24 protein-coding genes and 1 pseudogene are annotated in these 23,971 nt (G+C 35.7%); 12 read left to right on the top strand and 13 right to left on the bottom strand.

Features of this window, described 5'->3' with window-relative positions:
* Positions 1-55: 55 nt before the first annotated feature.
* Positions 56-421 carry a YisL family protein gene (locus tag NST14_RS06265; protein ID WP_000233491.1) on the bottom strand — a complete coding sequence of 122 codons (366 nt, stop codon included), beginning with the start codon at positions 419-421 and terminating at the stop codon, positions 56-58.
* Between the two features lie 150 nt (positions 422-571).
* Here NST14_RS06265 and rocD point away from each other — a divergent pair, with 150 nt between their 5' ends.
* Positions 572-1,762, top strand: coding sequence for an ornithine aminotransferase (gene rocD / locus NST14_RS06260; RefSeq protein ID WP_000616655.1), 1,191 nt, complete (start codon positions 572-574; stop codon positions 1,760-1,762).
* A gap of 110 nt (positions 1,763-1,872) precedes the next feature.
* Entirely contained in the window at positions 1,873-2,157 is a 285-nt protein-coding gene (locus NST14_RS06255; RefSeq protein ID WP_000926868.1) for a hypothetical protein, read from the top strand.
* A 36-nt stretch (positions 2,158-2,193) separates the two neighbouring features.
* Here NST14_RS06255 and NST14_RS06250 read toward each other — a convergent pair whose 3' ends face one another.
* Positions 2,194-3,096, bottom strand: coding sequence for a fumarylacetoacetate hydrolase family protein (locus NST14_RS06250; protein WP_000945298.1), 903 nt, complete (start codon positions 3,094-3,096; stop codon positions 2,194-2,196).
* A gap of 242 nt (positions 3,097-3,338) precedes the next feature.
* On the opposite strand from NST14_RS06250, the pseudogene NST14_RS06245 reads away from it, so the two are divergent.
* The 7 genes and pseudogenes from NST14_RS06245 to gerPF all read left to right on the top strand — a co-directional run.
* A pseudogene (locus tag NST14_RS06245) lies at positions 3,339-3,512 on the top strand (aspartyl-phosphate phosphatase Spo0E family protein); the annotation flags it as partial.
* A gap of 100 nt (positions 3,513-3,612) precedes the next feature.
* Complete coding sequence (gerPA, locus tag NST14_RS06240) at positions 3,613-3,834, top strand: spore germination protein GerPA (protein WP_001111188.1); 222 nt, start codon at positions 3,613-3,615, stop codon at positions 3,832-3,834.
* A 14-nt stretch (positions 3,835-3,848) separates the two neighbouring features.
* Entirely contained in the window at positions 3,849-4,055 is a 207-nt protein-coding gene (gene gerPB, locus NST14_RS06235; protein ID WP_001012508.1) for a spore germination protein GerPB, read from the top strand.
* A gap of 67 nt (positions 4,056-4,122) precedes the next feature.
* Complete coding sequence (gerPC, locus tag NST14_RS06230; protein ID WP_001070747.1) at positions 4,123-4,737, top strand: spore germination protein GerPC; 615 nt, start codon at positions 4,123-4,125, stop codon at positions 4,735-4,737.
* 6 nt (positions 4,738-4,743) lie between these two features.
* Positions 4,744-4,938 carry a spore germination protein GerPD gene (gene gerPD, locus NST14_RS06225; RefSeq protein ID WP_001052802.1) on the top strand — a complete coding sequence of 65 codons (195 nt, stop codon included), beginning with the start codon at positions 4,744-4,746 and terminating at the stop codon, positions 4,936-4,938.
* A 15-nt stretch (positions 4,939-4,953) separates the two neighbouring features.
* On the top strand, positions 4,954-5,340 hold the full coding sequence (locus tag NST14_RS06220; protein ID WP_229142916.1) for a spore germination protein GerPE: 387 nt from the start codon (positions 4,954-4,956) through the stop codon (positions 5,338-5,340).
* 42 nt (positions 5,341-5,382) lie between these two features.
* Positions 5,383-5,598 carry a spore germination protein GerPF gene (gerPF, locus tag NST14_RS06215; protein ID WP_001141566.1) on the top strand — a complete coding sequence of 72 codons (216 nt, stop codon included), beginning with the start codon at positions 5,383-5,385 and terminating at the stop codon, positions 5,596-5,598.
* Between the two features lie 104 nt (positions 5,599-5,702).
* On the opposite strand, the gene NST14_RS06210 is transcribed toward gerPF, so the two are convergent.
* The 9 genes from NST14_RS06210 to NST14_RS06165 all read right to left on the bottom strand — a co-directional run bounded on the left by NST14_RS06210 (position 5,703) and on the right by NST14_RS06165 (position 19,970).
* Positions 5,703-5,990 carry an RNA polymerase alpha subunit C-terminal domain-containing protein gene (locus NST14_RS06210; protein WP_000255721.1) on the bottom strand — a complete coding sequence of 96 codons (288 nt, stop codon included), beginning with the start codon at positions 5,988-5,990 and terminating at the stop codon, positions 5,703-5,705.
* Positions 5,991-6,002: 12 nt separating this feature from the next.
* Positions 6,003-9,728 (bottom strand): helicase-exonuclease AddAB subunit AddA, encoded by a 3,726-nt coding sequence (addA, locus tag NST14_RS06205; RefSeq protein WP_229142915.1) that lies wholly within the window; start codon positions 9,726-9,728, stop codon positions 6,003-6,005.
* Positions 9,725-13,240 carry a helicase-exonuclease AddAB subunit AddB gene (addB, locus tag NST14_RS06200; RefSeq protein WP_229142914.1) on the bottom strand — a complete coding sequence of 1,172 codons (3,516 nt, stop codon included), beginning with the start codon at positions 13,238-13,240 and terminating at the stop codon, positions 9,725-9,727. Before addB ends, addA begins: the two co-directional genes overlap by 4 nt.
* Before the next feature lie 116 nt (positions 13,241-13,356).
* Positions 13,357-13,920: a signal peptidase I gene (gene lepB / locus NST14_RS06195; RefSeq protein WP_000751900.1), complete on the bottom strand. Its 564-nt coding sequence runs from the start codon at positions 13,918-13,920 to the stop codon at positions 13,357-13,359.
* 56 nt (positions 13,921-13,976) lie between these two features.
* Complete coding sequence (locus tag NST14_RS06190) at positions 13,977-14,570, bottom strand: TVP38/TMEM64 family protein (RefSeq protein ID WP_000347516.1); 594 nt, start codon at positions 14,568-14,570, stop codon at positions 13,977-13,979.
* A gap of 602 nt (positions 14,571-15,172) precedes the next feature.
* The gene (locus NST14_RS06180) at positions 15,173-15,754 is read right to left on the bottom strand and encodes a hypothetical protein (protein WP_000727686.1); all 582 of its coding nucleotides are present in this window, start codon (positions 15,752-15,754) and stop codon (positions 15,173-15,175) included.
* Between the two features lie 269 nt (positions 15,755-16,023).
* Positions 16,024-16,683, bottom strand: a complete 660-nt coding sequence (locus tag NST14_RS06175; RefSeq protein WP_000573661.1) for a response regulator transcription factor — start codon at positions 16,681-16,683, stop codon at positions 16,024-16,026.
* A gap of 44 nt (positions 16,684-16,727) precedes the next feature.
* The gene (locus tag NST14_RS06170) at positions 16,728-19,013 is read right to left on the bottom strand and encodes a sensor histidine kinase (RefSeq protein WP_229142913.1); all 2,286 of its coding nucleotides are present in this window, start codon (positions 19,011-19,013) and stop codon (positions 16,728-16,730) included.
* A gap of 375 nt (positions 19,014-19,388) precedes the next feature.
* Entirely contained in the window at positions 19,389-19,970 is a 582-nt protein-coding gene (locus NST14_RS06165; protein WP_000444428.1) for a competence protein ComK, read from the bottom strand.
* Between the two features lie 284 nt (positions 19,971-20,254).
* On the opposite strand from NST14_RS06165, the gene NST14_RS06160 reads away from it, so the two are divergent.
* Positions 20,255-20,440, top strand: a complete 186-nt coding sequence (locus NST14_RS06160) for a hypothetical protein (protein ID WP_000659564.1) — start codon at positions 20,255-20,257, stop codon at positions 20,438-20,440.
* A gap of 307 nt (positions 20,441-20,747) precedes the next feature.
* Positions 20,748-20,951 (top strand): hypothetical protein, encoded by a 204-nt coding sequence (locus tag NST14_RS06155; protein ID WP_000412673.1) that lies wholly within the window; start codon positions 20,748-20,750, stop codon positions 20,949-20,951.
* A 200-nt stretch (positions 20,952-21,151) separates the two neighbouring features.
* Here NST14_RS06155 and cspA read toward each other — a convergent pair whose 3' ends face one another.
* On the bottom strand, positions 21,152-21,355 hold the full coding sequence (gene cspA, locus NST14_RS06150; RefSeq protein ID WP_000301522.1) for an RNA chaperone/antiterminator CspA: 204 nt from the start codon (positions 21,353-21,355) through the stop codon (positions 21,152-21,154).
* A gap of 352 nt (positions 21,356-21,707) precedes the next feature.
* On the opposite strand from cspA, the gene NST14_RS06145 reads away from it, so the two are divergent.
* Positions 21,708-22,499, top strand: a complete 792-nt coding sequence (locus tag NST14_RS06145; protein WP_061131524.1) for a phosphotransferase — start codon at positions 21,708-21,710, stop codon at positions 22,497-22,499.
* Positions 22,500-22,682: 183 nt separating this feature from the next.
* Here the strand turns inward: NST14_RS06145 and aceA are convergent, their stop codons facing one another.
* Positions 22,683-23,960 carry an isocitrate lyase gene (gene aceA, locus NST14_RS06140; protein ID WP_000787354.1) on the bottom strand — a complete coding sequence of 426 codons (1,278 nt, stop codon included), beginning with the start codon at positions 23,958-23,960 and terminating at the stop codon, positions 22,683-22,685.
* Positions 23,961-23,971: the final 11 nt, after the last annotated feature.

Genomic DNA, 23,971 nt, shown 5'->3' with positions numbered 1-23,971 from the left:
AAAACCACCTTATCTCCCAAACATTTGAGATTATAAGGTGGTTTTATTTTCTTTATTAGAATACTTGCCAACCAATCGGTAATTTCAGTCCTAGATAAAATACCGCTACAAGCGCGATAATAAATAATCCCCAGAATGCCCCCGTTGCCTTGTTCTTGCTCATTTTCACAAGAACCATTTCCATTCCAGCGATAACTAAAATACCAGCTAGCATTTTTAAACCATACCACATGTGCATGTTACTTGTTGCAGTCTTCATAATACCCATGTACAACATGAAACCTGTCACAATAATGATAATGTACATAAGACGAAGCCCCATATGTACACCTTTCCCTTTTCTTCCTGCTGAATAAAGTGAATACGCAACGAAAAATAAAATTAAACCTAACGCCCATGCTGTAATATGCATATGTACCATCGTATCCCTTACCTCCTCTTTTCACACTTTTTCACTCTATATGATAACATGTTCATTTATTTTCAGGAAATGTTTCGCTTTTTTACATTTAAATGCTATAATATTTAGAGTATTTACAAACTTCTTGTAATAACAAAAGGGGGAACAATCATGATTCAAACTAAGGATATTATCGAACTTACAGACACATACGGGGCAAATAACTATCACCCACTTCCAATCGTTATTTCTAAAGCAGAAGGCGTTTGGGTAGAAGATCCTGAAGGAAACCGCTATATGGACTTATTAAGTGCATATTCGGCAGTAAACCAAGGTCATCGTCACCCAAAAATTATTAACGCTTTAATTGACCAAGCTAATCGTGTTACGTTAACTTCTCGTGCTTTCCATAGCGATCAATTAGGTCCTTGGTACGAAAAAGTTGCGAAACTAACTAATAAAGAAATGGTACTTCCAATGAATACAGGTGCAGAAGCTGTTGAAACTGCAATTAAAACAGCTCGCCGCTGGGCTTATGATGTGAAGAAAGTAGAAGCAAACCGTGCTGAAATTATCGTTTGTGAAGATAACTTCCACGGACGTACGATGGGTGCTGTTTCTATGTCTTCAAACGAAGAGTACAAGCGCGGATTCGGTCCAATGCTTCCTGGCATCGTTGTAATTCCTTACGGTGATTTAGAAGCGTTAAAAGCTGCTATTACACCAAACACAGCTGCATTCATTTTAGAGCCAATCCAAGGTGAAGCAGGGATTAACATCCCCCCAGCTGGTTTCTTAAAAGAAGCTCTTGAAGTATGTAAAAAAGAAAACGTTTTATTCGTAGCAGATGAAATCCAAACTGGCTTAGGCCGTACTGGTAAAGTATTTGCTTGTGACTGGGACGGTGTAACTCCTGACATGTACATACTTGGTAAAGCGCTTGGCGGCGGCGTATTCCCAATCTCTTGCGTTGCAGCAAACCGCGACATTTTAGGGGTATTTGAGCCAGGTTCTCACGGTTCTACATTCGGTGGTAATCCACTTGCATGTGCTGTTTCTATCGCAGCTCTTGAAGTGTTAGAAGAAGAAAAATTAACAGAGCGTTCTCTTCAATTAGGTGAAAAATTAGTTGGACAATTAAAAGAAATCGATAACCCAATGATTACTGAAGTTCGCGGTAAAGGTTTATTTATCGGTATCGAATTAAACGAGCCAGCTCGCCCTTACTGTGAACAACTAAAAGCAGCTGGACTGTTATGTAAAGAAACACACGAAAACGTAATTCGTATCGCACCACCTCTAGTAATCTCTGAAGAAGATTTAGAGTGGGCATTCCAAAAAATTAAAGCTGTATTATCGTAATAATAGAGAGGTTGTCCTACATGTTGGGACAACCTCTTTCATTTTATATTGATTTATACTAAAATAAAATTGTAATTTTCTGTATTTTAAATTCATAAAGGAGGTGCGATATGTTATTAAGATACGGCAAACATATTAACTATTTAGCTACAACTTTTCTTTTAGTTACATTCTTTGGCTTCCTACTTTCCGTAACATCGCTTAGTCACTACTCAACTCCCACTACATTCACACTACTGAAAGCATCATTTTGGACTACTGTTATTCTTACTATCATTGGTTTTGGACGCGAAAAAAGCGCACTTACGGTTATACTATTTGGCATTTGTACACTTGCAGTCATTGGTCTTTACACTTTTTCCGTTATCGATTACCTCTATCACCCAAGACCATAGAAAAGAGCTATCTTATTAATAAGATAGCTCTTTTCTTCACTTCACTACATTTCGCAAAGTACCAATTCCTTCTACTGTAACAACTACTTCATCACCGGCATGCAAAAACTTCGGTGGTGTGAAACCTTTTCCAACACCAGCCGGGGTTCCTGTTGCAATAATATCTCCTGGTTCTAATGTCATTCCTTTACTTATCGTTGAAATGATTTCTTCTATTGAAAAAATCATTTTATTTGTATTTGAAGTTTGTCTTACTTCTCCATTTACTACCGTTTCAATGTGTAACGCATTTGGCGCACTAACCATCGATTTATGAATTAAATACGGTCCCATCGGACAAAATGTATCGAAACTTTTTCCAAGGAAAAATTGCTTATGCTTCCTTTGAATATCGCGAGCAGTTATATCATTTATAATGGTATAACCAAAAACATGCTCAAGCGCTTTTTCTTTTTTTATTTGTTTCCCTCGCTTACCAATGACGATAGCTAGTTCCCCTTCATAGTCTAATTCATTTGTTGCGTGGGGATGACTATTAATTTTTTCATCCATTCCAATCACTGTCGTTGGTGCTTTCGTAAAGATCATTATATTTTCTGGAATTGACTCTACGCCGCCCATTTCCATCGCATGCTCACGATAATTTTTTCCAACGCAAAGAATATTCTTTCTTGGCCTTGGAATTGGTGCTAATATTTTCACCTCAGTTAACGGGTAATACGCCGTTCCTTCATTTTCCTTCGCCCAATTGACAATTTCACACATTTTTTCAACACATTCGGTTCCTCTTTCAATACATTCTAACATTGTAATAGGGATTGTAACCTTTTCTCCCTTTTGCCTTTGCGCTTCTCTTAAGTGCAATACCTTTTCTTCTTCTTCATCCACAATACCTACAAATACCTTTTCTTCTTTTTTCGCCGTTACCAAACGCAACATTTCCACTCTCCATCCTAAAACTCATACCTTTTAATTGTATTCGCATCTGTAAGAAAAAAACCTTCTCATACACGCTAATTTTTACAATATTCTTCTCATATCCGATTCGTTACTCCTTTATCATTTGGCATAAAATGTAGAAATTTTACTTTTTTAGCGAATGCATTTCTTTTTTATGTTTTTTTGTATAATATGTACTACATATATACTAAAAATTTCATTTAGAGATGGAGCCGATTTCAATGTTTGAGCAAGCGATTGAAAAAAAACGTGAAAAAATGATTTATTTTGCTGAACGCTACGGAATGACTTCTCAAAAAACAGTGGATTGTAGCCAAGAACTGGACAGGCTCTTAAATGCAATTTGGCATGTACATACGGATTTTCACCCTAATCAAACACTCGACACACACACAATAACGTGTGTGTTTCTTTTATTTCAAAAAAACACACATTTTATTAAAAACGCCCATACAATAGTAGAAAAGAAAATTTTAAAAACGAAAGGTGTTTTGTATGCCAGCTATGGTCGGACATATTCGTATCGTTAATATTGGATCAAGTGGTATTTTTCATATTGGAGATGTATTTGCGATTAGGCCTATTAGTTATTCACGCGCTTTCGCTGGGGCCGGCTCTTTTAATGTTGGAGATAACGTTTCTGTCTACAATTATCAAAGCGCAACGACTGTTAATGATTCAGATGTTGTTGATCAAGCGATAATTGGTTCAACTTAAAGGGGGCGATTGTATTGAATTTTTATGTAAACCAAAGCATCATCATTAACAGTATTAAAATTGATAGCATTACAACCTCTTCTGTATTCCAGATTGGTACTGCCGGAAGTATTAAAGCCCTATCTAAATTCTCAAATACTGGCGGATTTACAGAACCCCTTCGCCCATTACAAGCGAAAGGACAAATTATTTCTATCAAACCATCAACTAGTTCTTCTTAAGACATCCTTGTCATAAATATATAGTAGGAATATATTTACCCTCCCTATTGAAAAGGAGGTTTCACAAATGAATCAAGATATATATACTTACTTACACCAACTTCAACAAGCTCTTCAAGCACAACAAGCGACCATTCTTAACTTAGAAGATCAAGTTCGTCAATTACAAGAAGAGCTTAATGAATTAAAAAGTCGCCCCTCCTCTTCTATAGGAAAAGTGGAATATAAATTCGATCAATTAAAAGTAGAAAATTTAAATGGCACTTTAAATATTGGATTAAATCCATTTTCAACAAAAGGACAACAAATTGAGGATTTTCAAGTTGACACGGAAACTTTGAAGGTCAATCCTGAAACAGATACAAACCCAGACTTTTACCAAGGTATCCTTCAGGAAATGCATCGTTACTTAGATGAAGAAGCATATAATCGAATTCTCCATTTTGAACAGGAAGAGAGAACGCCGCTCGATGAAATGTATCGACAAATGATGGTTGACGACATAAAGAAACAGATGGAGCATAGACTTCCTTATTATTTATCACAAGCACAATCACATGAAGGGATTTCAACAGATCCAGATTATTTACGAGATATCATTATTCAAGCTATGAAACATGATATCGACAAAGCCTTCCTCTCTTTTATTCAACACATACCGGGCAATTTCCGAAAGGAGTAAGTATGTATGAACCTTAACGTTGTAAACCGCGAGTTCAAAGTCGGACAGATTAAAATGAACGGTGTATCGTCGTCCGCACTCTTTTTAATTGGGGATGCAAATTTCCTCATTCTATCTTCTATTCTTGATACGCCGTTTGAAACTGTTACAGAGGGTCCATTTGTGCCATTAGTAACAGATGTCCCTCCTACTCCAGGTTAAGGAGACTGAGAAATTATGTTACATCACGTGTCTATTGTCCAAAATGTTTCTATTGTTTCGTTAGGGATTGCTGCCGTATTTCAAGTTGGAGATGCCAATCAAATGGAATTAAAAAGTAGAGCTCTTGCCGTTCACCGGGAATTCCCTTGTTATATAAAAGACGAAGGTCGCTTAGATGCATTTGAAATCTTTACAGATGAATACATTACAATCCCGAAACGAACGACAGATATAAAATTAAACATTGTAAATGAATGTCCTTTTATTGAAGTGAATAACGTTGAATTGCGCACACTTTTAAACTCTGGTGGATTTCAAATTGGAAATGTTGATTATGTTTTTAATAACTCTCGTATTATGCAAATTCGCCAATATATTACAGATGAACCTTCCGCACAATAATTCATATAGTAATTACAAAGTTTAGTAAAGTAGGTGGATGGTATGCCTTCTGTTGTTGGAAATCTCGTCGTGCAAAACAGTAATGGTTCTTTCAATTTAGGGGATTTTTATAACGTTTCTCCGAAAGAAAATACGAAAGCTTATAATGGATCTGGAGCTTCCAATGTTGGATTTGTCGTGAATACTTTTAACGGTGTTAGTGCAACAAATACGTTTGATTCTGATGTGGCGGATCAAGACCAGATTGGAACAGCTTAATCAAACAGTTGCCCTGTAATTACTCTTTATAGGTAGATAGTAAAAGAGTCCATCTAACGTGATGGACTCTTTTCTATTTCTTCTAGAAGAGCATAGCACTCTTTTTATTTAAATGATAATCCTTGTTCCTCCAAAGCCTTTCTAAGCTTCGGCATCGACGCAGGTCCCATACCATGCAGTTTTAAAACTTCTTTCTCACTATACTTTGAGAGTTCTTCTACAGTGTGAATTCCATGATGCTCTAGCGCCCTTCTTGCTGGCACTGAAAGAAGGGAAAGAAACCCTTCTTTTGGCGTTCTCTCTTTCTCACAGGTTGGGCAAGTTGGACAATCGCTACTTTTATAGTACTCATGTCCTTTTTCACACGTTCTTAACGTTTTTTCCGTTACCATTTGCAAGCCCCTCTATTCCTCAACTTTTATAACATGATTACCATCAAAGAAGTATAAACATTTCTCTTTCACAGGGTGTTGTAAGCTTTTCTCAAGCGCTTTTGCATATAACGAAAGCTGGACTTTATATCGCTCTTCTAAAATTGGTTTCGCTTGATCAAATCCACCTGGGAACTTCCCTTCAATCGTATCCGTTTTAAAGTCGATTAAAGTAATACCATCTTCCTCTTCAATCATGCAGTCAATAACCCCTTGGACAAGAATGGATTCCCCGCTCTGCCCTTGCCAATCTTGATACGCTTCTTCTGCTGCAAGCATCATCGTAAATGGTACTTCACGCTCAACACTTTTCGCCGCTAATACCCTTTTACCTAGGTCACTATCAAAGAATGAAATTACTTTTTCAATCGCAATTTCTTCCGCCTGCTCGAATGTTAATAATTCTTTATTTACCATTCCAGCAATTTGCTCCCGAATCACTTCTTCTGTAATCGGCTTCTTCAAATCAACATGCTGCATAACGGCATGTACTGCTGTTCCGCGCTCTGCATATGTTAATCCCTTTTTCTCCATAAAACGAGGACGTGTCCTAATTGGTGCACGTATTTTTTTAATAAAGGCATTATCGCTACCTTCTTCAGATTGATAATTTCTCTTTATTTCTGTAACAGATTGCTTCGCACGATGAGATGTCGCTTCCTCATATCCGTACTTCCACATTAATCTATCGTACACCTCTTCTTTCCGTTCACTTTGCAGGGGAACGGCCTTTTTCTCACGAAGTGCTTCTAACAATTCTTGTTTCTCTTCTTGAACCGGTTCTGGCGCGAGTAACGTGTTACCGTCAACAACTTCTACTTTCCAGCTAGTGTCATACCCATAAATTTCATCTGGAACACTTCCTTGTCCTAATTCAAGAAGTATTTCACTATCACGGTGCCTATATAATGAAGGTGCAATCCAGTCTAAGTAGCAAGACGCTCCGGCACGTATATGATCTGGTAATAACCATTCACTATGCTCTCTCGCATCCAGCCATTTTTCCATTTCCTTAGTTGCATCCTTAACTGTTCCAATTAAAATTAACTTCTCTTTTGCACGTGTTAACGCTACGTATAAGACGCGCATTTCTTCCGCAATTAATTCTATTTTCATTTTACGCTTAATTGCAAGTTGTGATAATGTCGTATATTTAATTCGTTTACGAGGATCGATAAATTGCGAACCGAAACCGAAGTCTTTATGCAGTAAGAAACGCTTCATTAAGTCTTGTGTATTAAAGCGACGACCAAGTCCAGCGACAAATACGACTGGAAACTCAAGTCCTTTACTTTTATGAATTGTCATAATGCGAACGACATCTTCTTGTTCACCTAAAGCTCTCGCCGTACCCATATCATCACCGCGTTCTAAAATACGCTCAATAAAGCGTAAGAAGCGGAATAGTCCTCTAAACGATGTTGCTTCATATTGTCTTGCGCGGTCATATAGTACACGCAAGTTTGCTTGCCTTTGCTTTCCAGCTGGTAAACCACCGACAAAGTCATAATAACCTGTCTCACCGTACACTTTCCAAATTAAATCGGAAAGAGACTGTTGGCGCGCAAATTCACGCCATCCTTGCAGTAAGTTGTAGAACCATTCTAATTTATCATGTAGTTCTTTTTCTTCTTCAAGCGGTGCCCCTTTTAAGAATGAGCTCATTACTTCATAAAACGATCCTTTCTTCCCATGAGCACGAAGCGTTGCAAGTTCTTCATCATTTAATCCAACGATTGGGGAACGAAGTACTGCTGCAAGCGGAATATCTTGCATCGGATTATCAATAACGCGGAATACGTTCATCATAATATTTACTTCTGTCGCTTCAAAGTAACCAGTCGCAAGATCAGCGTATACTGGAATTCCTTGCAATTTTAACTCTTCCATAATTTGCGGTGCCCACGGCATGGAGCGAAGTAAAATAACGAAGTCGCGGTATTGTACAGGGCGCATACTATCCGTTTTACGATCATACACTTCATAACCTGAATCAACCATCGCTTTAATGCGCTGCGCCATAAGACGAGCTTCAAGCTGTGCTTTTTCTACTTCCGCACCTTCTTCACCGTCTATTACTTCTTCTTCTGTTTGCTGAATGCACAATAGTTCAGCTGCTACATCTTCACCTTCTGGATAGCTAGCACCTAGCTTTAATTCAGCGTCAGCATCGTAATCGATTTCCCCAACTTCTTCGCCCATAATTTGTTTGAAGATAAAGTTTGTACCCGCTAACACTTCATGACGACTACGGAAGTTTTTCGCTAAGTCAATTTTCATTCCGCCGCCTAATCCTTCTTGCGTGAAGCGTTTATACTTTCCTAAGAATAATCCTGGTTCTGCTAGTCGGAAACGATATATCGACTGTTTCACGTCACCTACCATAAACAAGTTTCCTTCACTCTCAGAATCTTTCGTTACGAATTTAATAATCGATTCTTGTACGAAGTTCGTATCTTGATATTCATCGACTAATACTTCAGCAAATTTATTACGATATTGAAGTGCTACAGCTGATGGCTTCATTTCACCTTCTTCACTTTGTTCGCTTAAAATTTGTAAACAGAAATGCTCTAAATCTGTGAAATCGACCATTCCTTTATCTCGCTTCATCGCTTGGAAACGCTCTGTAAATACTTTTACAAGCTGTACGAGTTTTTCTAATACAGGATGCATATCTTGAAAATCTCGTAAGAAACTTTCAGGTTTGCGACTAAATAGCTCTTCTTGTAATTTCTTCACTTCATCTTTCGCTTTATTACGAAGAGAGTCTACTTGTTTTACAACATCCTCGTTATAATCGCTTTTCTTAATACGCTTTAATGTTTGCCACGATACGTTTTGCATCGCTTCATATACGCTTGTCCATGACTCATGAGCAGCTGATGATAACGTTCCAAGTAAAGCTAAATCCGCTTGCAGTGTTTCAACACGGGGCGCTGGACCGTCAGGAAGCATTGCGAGTTCCGTTGCTTTCCGAATATGCTGTTCCGCTGTTTCAAGCTGGAATTTCACATCTTCTAATAAGTAAGAGGCGTACACTAAATCTTCAATTGTCTTTCCTTCGACGTCATATGCTTCTACTAATTTATCGAGCCATTTTTCCGGATTTGGATGCGCTCTTGATTCTGTATGAAGCGCTAAAATCATACGTTGTAAATCATCGTCACTGCGGTCACTCGTATAACGATCAACGAGTTCAAAGAATATCGCATTATCTTCTATCCCATACTCTTCTTCTAATATGTCATCTAGCACTTCTTCTTTTAATAGTTCATTTTCTGTTTGATTGGCAATGCGGAAACGAGGATCAACATCAAGCATGTAATAGTATCCTCTAATAACTTGTAAACAAAATGAATGGATCGTTGAAATGGAAGCTTTATTTAATAAGCTCAGCTGCTTTCGGATGTGCTGAGAGCCAGGCTCATCAATTAATACTTTTTCTAATGCTTCCCCAATTCTGTTTTTCATCTCTTGCGCCGCTGCATTCGTAAATGTTACAACGAGCAGGCGGTCGACATCGACTGGGTTTTCTTCATTTATAATCTTTTTAATAATACGTTCAACTAATACTGCTGTTTTCCCTGATCCTGCTGCTGCTGCGACTAAAATATCACGTCCGTTCGCTACAACCGCTTTCCACTGGTCATCTGTCCACTGACTACCTTCTGGTTTTTTAGGCCAATTTTCTATCATTCTCCGCCAACCTCCTCTCTAATTTTCTCCATCGCTTCGCTATCTTTCATATCTTTTAGCGTACGGAATTGGTTATCTTCAAGTGATTCATCGAACTGACAAACCGATTTGAAGTTACAGAACGTACACGCCGCTTTATTTCCTTTTTTGTAAGGGGCAATATCGATCACACCTTCTGTAATGTCTTTCCCGATATTTTCAAACGTATGGTGTACGTATTTTTGCAGGACGTTAAACTCTTGTTCACTAGCAATACTTGAACGCGCACTAAAACTACCGTCTTTTTTCAGACCAGCAGAAATAATATCAGAGCTTCCTGTTGAAAGTTTGTTATCCATTAAACGAACAACGTCAGCATCTCCTAGTACGAGACCTTTCATTTTGAATTTCTTTAAAATTTCCTTTTCAATTTCTGCTTCAGATGCGTCACCTTTTACCTCCACAATTGGGTTATGAATGTGGAAATACAATACACCAGCTGGTGATGCCGTGCCGCCTTTTTTCATCCACGTATGCGCATTTGAAGTAACAACATCTAAATACGTTAACATTTGAAGTGCTAATCCGTAATACACTTCCGTTAAGTCTAACGCTTTTGAGCTTGATTTATAGTCAATAATACGTAGGAATGTTCCATTTTCATCTTCTGCCTTATCAACACGGTCAATACGGCCAACTACTTCCATCTTTACACCATTAGGTAACGAGAATTCCATTGGCTGAAGTGATCCTGTACCGCCCATACCAAATGGCACTTCTAGATCAACTGGTACGAAACCGCTAGACTTCGCATGTTCACGAAGAATGATTGACGTACGGAAAATGATTTGTTGTAGTTTTTGTTTTAAATAGAAATGACGGTTTGAACTTAATAAAATTTGTCTTTGTAATAACGGTGCGATTTCTTCTATTACTACAGTAGAAAGATGCTCACACTCTTTTATTGATAAATCCGCCCAAGTACGATTTTCACGTAATAGCCTATCTGCAATTCTCTTCAGCGCTGCATGGAAGAGCTCTCCGATATCTGGCGCATCCAGTTTGAAAATATCACGCTCTCTTAACGATAAACCGTGCTGCGCAAAATGAGCGTACGCACAACGGTTAAATAATTCCATACGAGAAACGCTTCCTTTTATTTTATCTCCGTATAAATCTCTACTTACAGCTGTACTTAGCTTTTGCGCACGATTTCGGTAGAATAAGCTTGATAATACGCGGCTACTTTTTTGCTTCCATTCATCTGAAGTAACGTAGAAATTATATACATCCCACCAAAAGTCTAAGTTGCCTTCAAATCCATATCGCTTCCACGTTTGAAGTTGCTGCATAACATATGACAACGTTACTTCTGGTGTTGCTACATATGAAATTTGTTCCGAACGTGATAAATCATTTACGTCGTTCGTAATAAATGTATCTTTCACATCAGGGAACATTCTTTTTATTTTCTTAATAAAGCTAGAAGCAAGTAACGTCTTTCCTTCCTCATCTGCAAGCGGGCATGAAATGTATAATTTCTCAGTTGCTCTCGTTACCATTTGGTACATAACAAACTGTTCTTCTAATAAAGTTTGTCTCGTCGTTGGTGCGAGTTCAATACCTGCAGCGCTAAGAACATCTCTTTCTTCATCAGAAAGCATACCTTCATCCATCGGTGCTGCTGGAATCACACCTTCATTCACTCCAATGACGAATGTTGCTTTCACATTTGATAATCTAGAACGATCAATATTCGCAATTAACACTTGGTCTAATGACGGCGGAATGTTTGCGAATTGAAGCGCCTCAAGACCTGTCGACATAACGTCTGTGAACATAGAAAGTGACATTTTTTCTTCGCCAAGCATCTCAACGAACGTATCAAGAAGACTCATTACTTCTTCCCATACTTGTTCATGATCTGTCGCAAATAAGAAATCTCCGCTCTCTTCTGCACGAATACGTAATGCTTCTAATTTTTTCGGAACGTCAAGCTCTTCTAAAAATAAGTAAACAGCTTCGCACATTTGCATAACCGTTCCCGCACGCTTCAGTCTTTTTTGCATACGAATAACAGGCGTTCTTACAACGTCACGCAATCGATTTATTTTCTCTTCCATTTCACGTTCACTGTCTGTAATCATCCCGTCCGTATCGTCAAGAGAACGATAGCGGCGATACATCCACGGATCTTCAGAAGTCCATCTTTTCCCTTGTACACCGTACGCTAAACAGTAGTTTTCAAACTCATCCATCTCTTCGCGCATCGTTTCTTTTCTTACGTCTAATGGATATAAAAGCTCTGTTTTCACGCAGCGAAATACTGCATCATAACGCCAATTCCCGCTAATAATCTCGAGTGCAGAACGAATGCATTCTACTAACGGATGATGTGACATCGGGCGTTTTTCATCGATAAAGTGCGGGATATTATAATCTGTAAATAGAGTCCGCATTACATCGTAATAACTTTCTCCGTTACGAAGAAGAACTGCAATATCTCGGTAACGATAGTCTTCATCCGCCACAAGTCTACGAATTTCACGAGCAACGCCTTCTACTTCAGCTCGTAAATTCGCGGCTGTATGAATCGTTACACTTGCTTCCCCGTTAAATTTCTCATTCGGACGCGCTTCATAATGAGCTTCTAAATGCGCTAATGCTGGAGAATGAAAACGCGGTTGTTCCATAAGCGGAATCGTTTTTTCAATTTCTATTTTCTCTTCACGCGCTACTTGTTTTATTTTTTCATACGTTAACGTCGTTTCATAAAATAAATCTAGTTCATTTACTGGCTGCGCTAACGTTTTTTCATCTATCGTTAATGTAATTGTCACTCTCGCACCGCAAATCATAAGCTGTCTTACAATTTCTAGTTCTTGCGGTGAAAACGAATGGAAGCCATCTATATAAATTTCAGCTCCCTTTACATATTCAGACTGCGGAAGCTTTTCCACTAGCAATTGCAGATAGTCTTCTGAATCTAAGTACTTTCCGATTAAAGCACGTTCAAAATCATCATATAATAACTGTAAGTCATACACTTTATTCGCTAATAGCTTTTGTTCAGCACTGCTACTATGTGCATCTAATTGTTGCCACATTTCATATACGTTTGATGGCGTCACGTTATATCGTTTAAACTCCGCAATCATACTGCCAAGATGTTCAAAGAAACCATTTTGCTCCGCTGCTTTTTGGAATACCGATAATCCATCTTTACGAGACTCTACAATTTTACGAAGTAACATATGTACGCCCGCTTCATCAATGTGAAGACGACTCGCTCCGCCAACTTCTTGCAATACTTTCCACGCTAATCGTGAAAAACTAAAAACTTGTGCCCGAATAGAACCTCTAACATCCTCACTACCAATTAACGCCTGCTGCGTTTGGAATGTCATCTGTTCTGGCACAAGATATAATATTGTTCCCCCTCTTGGACGCTGCTTTAACTCTTCTTGCACTTCGTGTAAACAAAGTGTACTTTTTCCACTTCCCGCTCTACCAATCACAAATCGAAGTGACATGTAACCCCACCTTTCACTTACATAACGAACGTTAGTTTGCTACTATAATTGTATTATAGGACACGAAAAAAGACAAACGGAGTAGTTTGTCTTTTTCTATACTTCTACCTATTATATCAACCTTTTGAAAAATTCGTTTGCACCTCTTGAATTGGCCAATATCGTAAATCAACTTTACCGACAACTGTATCAGCTTTTACAAAACCAAAATGTCTACTATCCCAGCTCCCGAGGCGGTTATCACCTACTACAAAAATATATCCAGGTGGCACCGTTTTTTCCTTCGTTAACTCTTCTAGCGTAAAGTCACCTGTTAGTTGTCGTCCATTTATCTCTTTCTTATATTTCTCTAGATAAGGTTCATCCACGAATTGTCCGTTTATATATAGTTTATCATGCTTATATTCAATATGATCCCCAGGTAAACCGATAATTCGTTTTACGTAGTCCTCTTTTTTGTTCGCATGAAATACAACAACATCAAACCTATTCAAGTCCCCCACTTGATAACTCACCTTATTTACAACGAGCATATTGCCATCTTGCAATGTCGGCATCATTGATTTCCCCTCTACAACGTACGTTGAAAAGAAAAACGTTCGAAAAAATACAGCTAATAATACACCAATTAAAATTGTTCGTATCCACTCTATGCCTTCTTTTTTCAAAGTTTTCTTCATCCGCTTCTCCCCTTATCCTTTAATAATGAAGCTTTCCTTTACAAAGAAGACTATTCTTAATGTAGTTCTAACTTTACTTCGATTTTCTTACCGACATACCATAAAATAAAAATACCAATTGCTACAATGACTGATTTCACCGGATTATGAATAAATGACATTAAATCATGACCGATATACGTTAAAATAAAAATCATCACAAGCTTTCCGAACGCGAGCGCAAGGCCAAACTGTTTTACACTAATGCGAGATAGACCAGCAACAACATTTATAAGCGCAGATGGTGTAAACGGAAAACAAAATATGACGAAAATCGGTGCGAACCCTTTCCTTTCAATCCACCCCATTGCCTTTCGTACTTTCTCATGCTTATTTACAAAAGAAAAGAAACGACTTCGGCCAAAATGGCGGATTATGAAAAAGACAAGTAAGGCACCCATTACTGATCCAAGCCAAGAATAAAGAAAACCGAGCCAAAATCCAAATGCAACAGCATTCGCCAGTACAAATACGATAAGTGGCAATGCTGGAATTAGCGCCTCTATCATCGGTAGCCCAATACCAAGAAGTGGTCCGAACGCTTTATAGCTTTCAACAATATGATCCATATTTTCTGGTGAAAAATACTCTTTGATTGTCTGAAAATCCATTCTACACTTTACCCCTTTACTCTAAGTACTACCTCTACTGTATCATTGCCTATATGAAGAGGAAATGGTAGATACGACATATGGAGATGTAATTATTAATTTTCCATACCTTTCATGAGAATTCCTTCATTATTATGCTATGATAATCTATCAATATTCGACAATATTTAGAAAGGAATGATATACATAGTGACAATCAGTATTTTTCAAAAATAAATTTGCTGTGCATAATGCTATTTTATATCAACAATACACCCTATAAATAAAAAAGAGTTTGACCCGAGTAGCTATTCAGCTACTTTTGGGTCAAACTCTTTTTGAACTTCAATATAATTTTAATAATAAAATTTAATGATTCTTTTTATCTTTAAGAAAAAGAATTACAGAAATTATTACTAGAACAATAACTATGGTATCTAAAACATATGATACCGTTGTACTTAAACTTATTAATTCCACACTCATAATCCCTGCATACAAGCTTACAAATATCATTAATAAATCGTATGTCTTTTTTAATTTTAAGTAACGAATTACAAAAAATACTGAAAAACTAAAGAAGAAAATCGTACTGATAATAGTCATATTTCACTCCTATATCATTATTCAAAACAAGCAGAATAAATACTTCCTAAAGCAAAGAACTCTAGCAACGCTTGTTTAGCTTCTGGTCCCGCTGCACTTGCTGCTTTTTTCACTGCAGAAGTTGCAGCTGCTTTTTTACTTTGTCCACTAGCTCTAGCAGCATTATATGCTGGAATCAATTTATTCACAAATGTTTTTGCCCCACCTAGCGCTTGTAATGCACTTTTAATTTTTGTAAGCTTAGTAATTGAGAATACATTAGAAAGCACTGCAATCCCGACAGCTGAAACACAACCTGCTACCCCATATGCTACAGCTTCATCATTTTCGACAGCATCCATAACTTGGAATAAACCATCATAATTATTTTCCGCCATCCACTGATTTACAGAATCACTACCTTCCGCTAATACACTATCAGGAATTGATTCAATAACACTTAACACCTTAAATGCTTTGTCCATTTCAGCCTTCTCTTCTAATGAATAAGTTGGTGGATTAATTTCTGCCGCACTTACAGAAGTTGTATTTGCTAGACTTCCACCTAAAATTGCAGCTGACAGCATTAACGCTGTACCTTTAAATAGTTTCTTTTTCATCACAATTCCCCCAATTAAACTGACATAACGTCGTTTTTAATATGTACCAAGTTACTTTATCTTGGTTTCTATACATAACTATATTAAAAACAATGCAAGTTTCATACGAAGAGTTTCTTGTCTTTTTCCGAAATACAGTTTTCGGAAAAAGACAAATTTACTTTTCTACATCATAATAAAGGGAATAAAAGAGTGAATTTGTAAAAAAGAAAAAGAAGTGATTGAAGGTTATTTCAACAAACTAAATTTTTGATCTTTTATTACATATATTACAAATTAATTTTAGATAATATCCCAAGAGATTTTGCTTTCTCTACAGCCTCTACTCTAGAAGATACTCTTAACTTATTAAATAATTCCGTTAACGTATATTCTATAGAACGTTGGCTTAAATTCAACGTTAGTGCAATATTTTTATTAGTCATTCCTTGCTGTACAAAAATTAAAATCTCTCGCTCTCTTTGAGTTAAAGTAATAGGAAGTTCATTTGTTTTTTCAGATTGTAACAATGATTTTGCTGAAAACTGCTGAATTCGCAATTGCCTAAATAAGCCTAATGGAATAACCACTTCTTTTCGTTTAGCGCAACGAATCGTAGTTATCATCTGTTCTTTAGACGCCGTCTTACTGATAATTCCAGAAATATTATTTTCTAGAAGTAGATTGAAATGCGGCTCTATGTCAAAACCTGTATAAATTATTATAGCAGCATCCGGATCATGCTTTAAAATCCCCTTTGTAACTTCCAACCCATTTAAATTAGGCATAAATAAATCCACTAAATAAACATCATATTTTTTTTTAGTAATACAACTTAAATATTCAGCACTGTCAAACAAAACATCTGCACAAATATCTTCTGTTTCTATGAGTGCCTTTGTTCCCATTCCAACAGCCATATGGTCATCTATAATAAGAACCTCTATCATTTTCATACTCCTATTAACAATTTTTTGCAAATCACATATAGTCTTTAATTAAATTTAATATCTATCTCTAATCCTTGACCTATATTCGAGTTTATTTTTATTTCTCCATTTAAGCTTTTCACCCTAGTAACAACCCCTGATATTCCCATGGTTGTATAGGATTCAGTTAATGCACTTGTTTTCATTCCGATACCGTCATCTTTATATACAAGATAAATCGATTCCGCTTCCTCGAACACATATAGATATACAACAGAAGCTTGCGAATGCTTTAATGCGTTATTTAACAACTCTTGTATAATTCTATATATAGCATTTTCATACTCTAAATTTCTCATATTAAACTTTTCTTGAATGTCATAATGCAAATGAAAATTCGCCTCAAAACTTATCTTTTTAAACAATCGCTGAAGTGATTGTTGCAAACCTAACTCCTTTAGAAATGGAGGTCTTAAATTGTTGCATGTTTCTCGAACAATATATATTTGATCCATTAATTCCTCCTTGATTTCATTTAATACTTCTACTACTTTTTCATCTACAAATAATTCTTTATATCCTTCCATTTTTCGATACAAACGTAACTGATCTTGTAAAACGCCATCGTGAATATCCCGAGACAAATCCCCTCGTTCCTTTTCACTTATCATTAAAGATAAACGAGCAAATCGATTGACATACTCTTTTTCTGAATTTTCATGAGATATTTCATCCATAAAATCTTCTAACTTTTTAGTAGCTTCAAATTGCAAATGGATATAATTTGAAATTGTTTCCAACCATAAAATTTCGTCAATACTTAAACTCTCTCTATCACAAATTAATACTACTTTACTTGCATTTAAATCTGAAACCACAACGATAAAATATCCTTCTATCCATATCACGGATCCTACTGTGAATTCGCACCACTTTACTTTTTTTAACACCTCATAATTTAGCGACACTTTTCCCTCAATAGGTTCTATCTCTTGGTTGACATTATTAATTTGTAGAAAAATTATTTCCTTTATTGCTAATACGTCTATAAACTCTCGTTTAATTACTTTTATTAAATCAGATTGTTTGTACTCACTTTTCATTTGATGAAGAAATCTATTTAAACTATTTGAATAAATTTTCTTATGATCATATAAGATCTTACGAAACTTAAAATCTAAATAGTCTTTAAAATAATAACTCACAATAATAAAAATAAAAGTAACAATATTTACTTGAATAAAATCTAATACATTTTCCAACTCAAACTTCTTGTCAAAAACAATTATTTCCATTATCAATATTAATCCTGAAACAATCAATGATATAAATAAGTAATATTTAAGTCTACTAATGATAAAATTCACATCAAATAAATCCCTTGAAATCAATAAATAAAAAAAATAAGTTGGGATGAATAAGAAAAATATTATAGATATTTCAAATTCTATTAATTCTTTCCCTAAAAATAAGCTGGGAATAACAAAAAAGAATATAAACGGTATTAAAGAAATCAAAAAACTAATAATAATAGCTTTAATAAACTCCAATTTTACATTTTGTTTATTCCGAAAAATAAAGCGCACTAAGAGAAACATTATAGTAAATAACAATATTAAAAAGGTAATTCCGTTTATTAATGAACCTAATCTATTATAAAAAAACCGCAGTGCATTCGTTGATATTAATAGAATAATTACAGTTTTTTGCAGAAAATTAAGGGTTTTAGCATTGATAATCCACTCATTCCTATTGTTAAAATACGCATTTAAAAATAATAGGAATAACACTAGGGAGTAATTGAAGCTACTTGACATAACAATCATACCTAATACATCCATTCTCCCATAGGCAATTGAGCTAATATATGTCAGGCTAAACAATGTAAGGAATTGCAACAAGTAGTTAGACCAATTATTATTTTTTCTACCGTTATAAATTATTATAAATAGACAACTACTAATAAATATTAAGTAATATAACAACGGCATAAACAAATGATATGTAAATTGTTTATCACCCTTTTCATACATTACATTATATTTCCTTTCAGTTTCACCTTGTTGAACATGAATAGTTTGTACCTTTTCCACTCTAGAAAACATGTTTACAGATGAATTGAATTCCGGGGGTTCTCTATCTAAATTCTTTATAATATCTCCCCTCTTAATTCCTTGTTTTGCAGCCCATTTATCATCATCCAAATCTACTATTTGATAATTTCCATCTATCTTCTCTACTTCAATTCCCAGCATTGGATATTTAACAATAATAGTCGAAAAATAAACTACCAATAAAAAAGAAATAAGTATAAAATTTATTTCTTTTTTATAACTATGGATATTTTTCATCAAAACCCTCCCAGAATAAGAAATCTTGCCGAGTATACAACAAAAAAAGGAGCTATCAATATAACTCCTTTTCAGAACTGCATTTGTTTATGGCCATAACATATTACGCAGTGTAGGCAGCGCCACTACTAATACAACAAAGCTAGAAGTCATATACTTGAAATATAAATTATAATTAACTTTTTTCATAATTAATACCCACTTTCTATTTTTTAATTCTATAATTTGAAATCGATATAATCTCTTTTAATATTATATTATAAATATATATATATTCTCCCGAAAAATATATGCGTCTTTCCGAAATGCTTTTTTTGGAAAGACGCATATATTAAAAGACCCCATACTACATTTTAAACTACTTCTAAAATCCTTTTACACATCCTCTTCTCTAACAAAATACACACTCTCATATGCTGGTTTTAATCTAGATTCATCCCTTTGATCAACCTCTTTAAAGCAAGGATTCCCTTGTTTTTTCCTACGATCTTCATACTCCGTTCGCAATTTCGCAGTACGATTTTGTTGATTTTCAAAACTAGTTTTCGATATCTCTAACTTCACAGCAAAGCCATTTATAAATCGGATAATAAGGTTTCCATCTTTTAATTCTTTATTATTTTCAATATAAAAATGAGACAACCACGCGCATTCTTTTCTAGAATACGAATAGGTAGGGAAAAAATAAAGTTGATCTGTTGGACTAATCGCAATCGGAGCTTTATGTGTAATATGAGTTAACTCTTTCGTTCCTTCTTTTCTGCCTAAAAAACTAGAACCATGCTTGCGGCAACTTCTTTCTATAATATCTAAAGGCTTTTGAAATACGAAAAAAGAGTCTTGCACTTCAACAACTCGCGTAACAATTTTCTTTTCACTGAGAATTACAGGAAGTAAGGCCATTGTATTTTTATTTACAACATAGTTTTCGACGTAGCGTTCTACTTTACTTTCCATATTCCACTATCTCCTTTTTTCTATTTATATTAGCAGCTGCATGTATAATTTTAGCATCTATGAAAAGGAAATGGCTTACAGATTCCGCTTTTTTACAATACTTTATTATTTGTCAACTGCCTTTTAAATTATAAAATAAAAATATATTATTTTTATAATAATAAACCTATACAAAATCTATTTATACTACCTATAAATATTTACAACTACTTCCTCATTTCGCATCATTAAGACAATTAACTTTGCTATAATTAAAATAAAAATCCAATATATGGAGGTCCACTATGAAAGAAAAAGAAATGCAACCAACGATTCACATGAAAAATAGCAGCATTGTGATCGTGAACAACCCAGCTAGCATTATATTCGCTTTATTTTTCATTCTATTATTTTTTGCAAAGCCTTTTCGTAAATCGAAATGCTCTGAATGTAAGAAAAGCGCGAAGAAAAAAGTTGAAAAAGAAGAGTAAAAGGCCTTCTATTTTGGAAAGCCTTTTACTCTTCTTCATATTCATATTTTCTTCCGAGTGTCCCTGTATCCCCTTTATTTTCTAATATTATTACATATAAAAAATTATCCACTACGTTAAAAAGTACTTGTACGTGTTACCCATTTTTATTAAGAACTTCACCTTTATAAATCACTAGCAACTTTTTAACTCGTTAAATCTGCAATATAAGTTTTGTATATAATTCCACTTCAAAACACAAAATATGTAAGTGATTATTTATGATTACATTCGTTTTTTATCTAATTCCAAAAAGGAGCTGTATAATATGGAGAAAAAAAGTCTATTAAGCCAACAGATTAATAGCGTCCCATCAGATGCTCTGAATACCCCTAGTAAGGAGCAAGAACAAATGTTAGAAACATTATCTCAAGACGAACAAAATTCTAACAACAATGCTAACAAAAAAGATGATACTCAAGGTCTATCTGGAAAAGATTTCCCCATTTCAACAGAGAATACAAATTTATAGTTATTTACTATCATACGCAGCAAATGCTCTTGCTGAACTAATTCTTCTACAGAAACTAATACGCATTCCAGATAATTTTTCACCCGTTGTAACATAGAAAAAGAGATTTAGATATAAAAACAGGCTCTGGGAAAACTTTCTCCACAACCTAAAAAAAAGGATGGCATTAGCCATCCTTTTTTCCATCATCAACTATAAAATTATAGTTTGATTACGTTTTTAGCTTGAGGTCCACGGTTACCTTCTTCGATTTCGAAGCTAACTTTTTGACCTTCTTCTAGAGATTTGAAACCTTCAGTTTCGATTGCAGAGAAGTGTACGAATACGTCGTTTTCGCCTGGAACTTCGATGAAACCGAAGCCTTTTTCGTTGTTAAACCATTTTACTTGTCCTGTTACTGCCATAATTATTTCCTCCTAAGAAAATACATTTTTTTAATTTTTTAGTTTTCCTATCTAAAAAAAGAATCCACACATTATCAAATACGAAACATAAACTAGTTCTCACATACTTTTTCTCGTTCGTTTTCAGCACTTGATAATATATGGATTGCTTAATTTAACTATTCAACTGACATTATCATAGCACATTAAAATAAAATGTACAATCTTTTTTGAAAATAACTGACAAATTAAATCACGTATGCAATTATCAATATCTTATTTGAATAAAAATAAACAAATCTTTCGAATGCCACTTTATTCCTTTTTCTAAGTGTTAAAATGTAATCTGACAGTACTTACTGGAGGGGATGAAATGTCAAACTACACAAACGAAGAAAAGCTTACAGGGGGAAACGTCTCAAACGTATATCGTTCTAAAAATACTGTTCGGCGAGAATTGAAGCCAGACAGTGTAAAAATTCATAAGTTATTACAGCATTTAGAAAACAAAGGTTTTCATTACGCACCAAAATTTTTAGGTATAGATGAGAAAAATAGAGAGATTTTATCTTTTATTGAAGGAGAGGCTGGGAATTATCCTTTAAAAGAATATATGCGATCTAATGATGTGTTAAAAGAAATAGCAAAGATGCTTCGCCTTTATCATGATGCTGTAAGTGACTTTCCGTTATTAGATGATTGGAAACCTATGGACCATACCCCAAATAATATTGAGGTTTTATGCCACAATGATTTTGCTATATATAACATTATATTTAATAACGAGAAGCCAGTAGGAATTATTGATTTCGATGTTGCTGCCCCTGGACCAAGAAGTTGGGATATCGCTTATACACTGTATACTTGCGTGCCTTTAAGTAGAGTGTATTATACGGAATCAGACGAGACAATTCATTATGAATCGGCACAACATGCTGGCCGTATGAAAGAAAGAATAAAATTATTCGTCCAGTCCTACGGTAAAAGTATGGATGAAGATTACTTAGGTATGGTACTACTACGTCTAGAAGCATTATGTACATATATGAAAAGAAAAGCAAACGAAGGCGACGTAAATTTCCAAAGAATGATTGATGAAGGACATTTAGAGCATTATGAAAAAGATATGAAGTTTATTCGTGATCATGGAGCTGAGTGGATTTGATCATATTGTCTTTTTTTGTCGGTAAGTCGATATCCTTTGTCGAATCGTCGATATATTGGAAAAATCGTTGATATATTTTAAGTTATGATAGATATATCGAGAAAATCGTCGATATATTTTTATTTACTCTCGAATCGTGCGAAAAATAATAAGGGGCACCCTTCAAAAAGGGGCCCCTTCCTTTTATTTCGTAAACTGCGCCTCTTCCGTAGATCCTTTTAATGCTGTCGTTGATGAAGTACCACCTGTAATAACTTGTGCTACTTCATCAAAGTAACCTGTTCCTACTTCTCGTTGGTGACGAGTTGCAGAGTAGCCATGTTTTTCTGCTGCGAATTCTGCTTGTTGTAGTTCAGAGTACGCTGCCATGCCGCGCTCTTTATAGCCGCGTGCTAATTCGAACATGCCGTAGTTTAATGAGTGGAATCCAGCAAGTGTTACGAACTGGAACTTATAACCGTAAGATGCGATTTCTTTTTGGAAGCTCGCAATTGTTTTCTCATCTAGTTTTTGTTTCCAGTTAAATGAAGGTGAACAATTGTATGCAAGCAATTTCCCTGGATGCTCTTTATGAATTGCGTCCGCAAATCGTTTTGCATCTTCTAAATTTGGTTCAGATGTTTCACACCAAACGAGGTCTGCATAAGGAGCGTATGCTAAACCACGTGCAATCGCTTGGTCAAGACCTGCTTTCGTACGGTAAAATCCTTCTGGTGTTCTTTCTCCTGTAATAAACGCCTTATCAACCGGATCAATATCGCTCGTAATTAAATCAGCTGCATCCGCATCAGTTCTTGCAACGATAATTGTCGGTACTCCCATTACATCTGCAGCAAGGCGTGCCGAAATTAAATTACGTACCGCTGTTTGCGTTGGTAGTAATACTTTTCCCCCTAAATGACCGCATTTTTTCTCTGAAGATAATTGATCTTCAAAGTGCACACCTGATGCACCCGCTTCAATCATACCTTTCATCAGTTCAAATACGTTTAATTGTCCGCCAAATCCAGCTTCTGCATCTGCTACAATTGGTACGAAATAATCTGTATCACCGCTTCCTTCCATATGCTGAATTTGATCCGCACGTTGAAGCGTTTGATTAATTCGTTTTACGACAGCAGGTACGCTGTTTGCTGGATATAAACTTTGGTCTGGATACATATGTCCAGACAGGTTTGCATCTGCTGCTACTTGCCATCCACTTAAATAAATTGCTTTTAACCCAGCTTTTACTTGTTGCATCGCTTGGTTTCCTGTTAATGCGCCAAGTGCGTTAATGTAATCTTCTGTATGAAGCGACGCCCAAAGCTTTTCAGCACCGCGGCGCGCTAATGTATGCTCGATATCAATTGACCCGCGCAGGCGAATTACATCTTCTGCCGAATATGGACGTGTGATCCCTTTCCAGCGCGTATCTAGTTCCCAGCTTTCTTGTAATTTCTCGATTCTTTCGTTTTTCATTTGTTCCATCC

This window comes from Bacillus sp. FSL W8-0519 (genome assembly GCF_038005585.1).
GTDB lineage: Bacteria > Bacillota > Bacilli > Bacillales > Bacillaceae_G > Bacillus_A > Bacillus_A paranthracis.
The sequence above is the reverse complement of the archived record's forward strand: the minus strand, read 5'-3'. Positions and strand labels throughout refer to the sequence as shown.

Coding starts and splice junctions, on each gene's coding strand:
- NST14_RS06180 (WP_000727686.1), bottom strand. CDS start 15,754: ATGAAAAAGAAACTATTTAAAGGTACAGCGTTAATGCTGTCAGCTGCA.
- gerPC (WP_001070747.1), top strand. CDS start 4,123: ATGAATCAAGATATATATACTTACTTACACCAACTTCAACAAGCTCTT.
- NST14_RS06250 (WP_000945298.1), bottom strand. CDS start 3,096: ATGTTGCGTTTGGTAACGGCGAAAAAAGAAGAAAAGGTATTTGTAGGT.
- addA (WP_229142915.1), bottom strand. CDS start 9,728: ATGATAGAAAATTGGCCTAAAAAACCAGAAGGTAGTCAGTGGACAGAT.
- NST14_RS06160 (WP_000659564.1), top strand. CDS start 20,255: ATGAAAGAAAAAGAAATGCAACCAACGATTCACATGAAAAATAGCAGC.
- addB (WP_229142914.1), bottom strand. CDS start 13,240: ATGTCACTTCGATTTGTGATTGGTAGAGCGGGAAGTGGAAAAAGTACA.
- NST14_RS06220 (WP_229142916.1), top strand. CDS start 4,954: ATGTTACATCACGTGTCTATTGTCCAAAATGTTTCTATTGTTTCGTTA.
- NST14_RS06155 (WP_000412673.1), top strand. CDS start 20,748: ATGGAGAAAAAAAGTCTATTAAGCCAACAGATTAATAGCGTCCCATCA.
- rocD (WP_000616655.1), top strand. CDS start 572: ATGATTCAAACTAAGGATATTATCGAACTTACAGACACATACGGGGCA.
- cspA (WP_000301522.1), bottom strand. CDS start 21,355: ATGGCAGTAACAGGACAAGTAAAATGGTTTAACAACGAAAAAGGCTTC.
- gerPF (WP_001141566.1), top strand. CDS start 5,383: ATGCCTTCTGTTGTTGGAAATCTCGTCGTGCAAAACAGTAATGGTTCT.
- NST14_RS06255 (WP_000926868.1), top strand. CDS start 1,873: ATGTTATTAAGATACGGCAAACATATTAACTATTTAGCTACAACTTTT.
- gerPD (WP_001052802.1), top strand. CDS start 4,744: ATGAACCTTAACGTTGTAAACCGCGAGTTCAAAGTCGGACAGATTAAA.
- NST14_RS06175 (WP_000573661.1), bottom strand. CDS start 16,683: ATGATAGAGGTTCTTATTATAGATGACCATATGGCTGTTGGAATGGGA.
- lepB (WP_000751900.1), bottom strand. CDS start 13,920: ATGAAGAAAACTTTGAAAAAAGAAGGCATAGAGTGGATACGAACAATT.
- NST14_RS06210 (WP_000255721.1), bottom strand. CDS start 5,990: ATGGTAACGGAAAAAACGTTAAGAACGTGTGAAAAAGGACATGAGTAC.
- NST14_RS06165 (WP_000444428.1), bottom strand. CDS start 19,970: ATGGAAAGTAAAGTAGAACGCTACGTCGAAAACTATGTTGTAAATAAA.
- gerPA (WP_001111188.1), top strand. CDS start 3,613: ATGCCAGCTATGGTCGGACATATTCGTATCGTTAATATTGGATCAAGT.
- NST14_RS06265 (WP_000233491.1), bottom strand. CDS start 421: ATGGTACATATGCATATTACAGCATGGGCGTTAGGTTTAATTTTATTT.
- NST14_RS06190 (WP_000347516.1), bottom strand. CDS start 14,570: ATGGATTTTCAGACAATCAAAGAGTATTTTTCACCAGAAAATATGGAT.
- NST14_RS06145 (WP_061131524.1), top strand. CDS start 21,708: ATGTCAAACTACACAAACGAAGAAAAGCTTACAGGGGGAAACGTCTCA.
- NST14_RS06170 (WP_229142913.1), bottom strand. CDS start 19,013: ATGAAAAATATCCATAGTTATAAAAAAGAAATAAATTTTATACTTATT.
- aceA (WP_000787354.1), bottom strand. CDS start 23,960: ATGAAAAACGAAAGAATCGAGAAATTACAAGAAAGCTGGGAACTAGAT.